Annotated in this window: 1 pseudogene; it reads right to left on the bottom strand. The window is 37.9% G+C overall.

Annotation, left to right across the window (positions count from 1 at the left end):
• Nucleotides 1-383 (bottom strand): annotated as a pseudogene (locus D1627_RS18225) (polysaccharide lyase); the annotation flags it as partial.
• Nucleotides 384-1,875: the final 1,492 nt, after the last annotated feature.

Genomic DNA, 1,875 nt, shown 5'->3' with positions numbered 1-1,875 from the left:
TAGGCAGCAAAAGAATACCACCTGTCCTTGCCCGTGGCGGGCTTCATGGCAAAGTCGGTGCGCGTTCCGCCGCCAAACTCAGCGTCTGTGTCGCGCAGCTCAAAGCGGGCTGACTTGCTGCCGCTCAGGGCGTGCTCTGTTGAATAGGTGCGTGCATAGCTTGTGCCCTGCGCGCGGTCCATTATTAAGCTCTGGTTTAAAGGGTCAGAACCTTCGAAAAGCTCTTCTAGCAAGATACCGGTAGCTGTGGCATTGCTGCTAGCAGAGGTTTCAAAATTACTTGAGGAAGATGGAGTAACCTCATCAAGGTCCTTCTTATCGCAAGAAGTGGTTACTAAGCCTAGCAAGATTGGTGCTAAAAGATAATGGGCTTTGCTTTTCATAATACTTTGGCTAAAAGTTGAAAAATTAAATTTTTTTTGGCTGTTGATTTTTGATCCTGTTATAATAATGTCTTTGTTCATTATAAACTATGTGATGTTCAAATATTAGAAATATACAAAAGCTTTAGTTTGTGTACTTGTTATGTTATGCTGTGTGCTCTTGTTTACTTCGTTGTTGATGTTTCAAAAGTATACAAAAATTGAGGTAGCCAACAGGTGCTTACCATCTTCTTAAAAAATTAATGTAACCTATTTTAAAAGTTATACAAATGTGTGGAAGTTTTCTACAAAACACTTTTTGTTAGATTGTATTTATAGGTTTTTAGGAGTTGCGCTGATTCTCAGTAATGAAAATATGTAAAGCCTTTAAGTGTTTAAAACAGGTTGTTTCACAGTATGATATGTGTAGTTTGCCCATTTAACATAGTATGCATGTAGACACTGCGATTTATGGCATAAGAAGCTTCCTTATAAGAATTAGATGAATATATTCTTTTTATTATTTGAATGATGCAATAAACATATATAGTGCTTCGTTTCAGTATGGTGCAAAAATTAAATGTGGTATAATGTATTCTAAAGCATGTTTCTCTAGCATTGATTTTAAGAGCTGAAGTGAAAAATAACACAAGGGAAGATGGATTAGCACGCCTGAAGATCTGCTATGATTAGTTAGCGGTAATGCTTTAAATTTATATTTATGATTTTTTTAAAAAATTGTGTTTTCTGGAAGAGGTGTAGGCTATGCTGTGTTACAGTGATTTATTAACACAGCATGTATTAAGTTGCAAAGCAAAAAGGAGGGTATTCTATTTAGAAGCTTATGATAGAAGCGGGAAGTACTTAATTTTAAGTAACCAGAGTAGCTCATTTTAGCCAACCTCATTTTGATACATAGTAATTAAGCGAAGTCAGCACCTATTCACGTATATTCAATTAGTGAGCAAGCTAGAGTATGCACTATAATGTAAGTATTGAAAGTGTAGTGATGTAATAAGATTTGCAACCCTCTAAATCGTTGAAGCAATCAGTAAGCTTAACTAAAGGGTAAGAGGAAGTATGTTTTGCAATTGCATTCGTTCAGCACGTTAAGCTAAATCATATTAAGGCAACTCAGGTTTAAGCAGCCAGCGCGCTCTGCATATAATGCTCCAGCAGCGAATGGCCTGTCAGTAATTTATATACCTATAGGTGCCTTTCAATAGGCATATTATTAAAGCGTTGTAAGGTTTATTGTTTCTGCACTGCAAGTGATCTAAGAGAATGGCCAAGCTTAGTTACCACTGCTCAAGTAATCAAACTCAAGATGGGCCTGATAAAGTCAATTGGTCTGCTGAAACATGCCTGAGGTCATTGAATTGAAATCTGCGTTCTGGTCGCCCAGTCTCACGTTGTCAAGGTACAGCACGCGCTTGCTAACTTTCGTTTTACCGTTACCATTCCAGTCCCACTTGTAAATTCCCAGCTTCAGGTAGGGTAGCTGCGCGTCGTT

It is taken from the genome of Pontibacter oryzae, assembly GCF_003576375.1.
Lineage (GTDB): Bacteria > Bacteroidota > Bacteroidia > Cytophagales > Hymenobacteraceae > Pontibacter > Pontibacter oryzae.
Note: the sequence above shows the minus strand (reverse complement) of the source record. Positions and strands in the feature narration are given on the sequence as shown.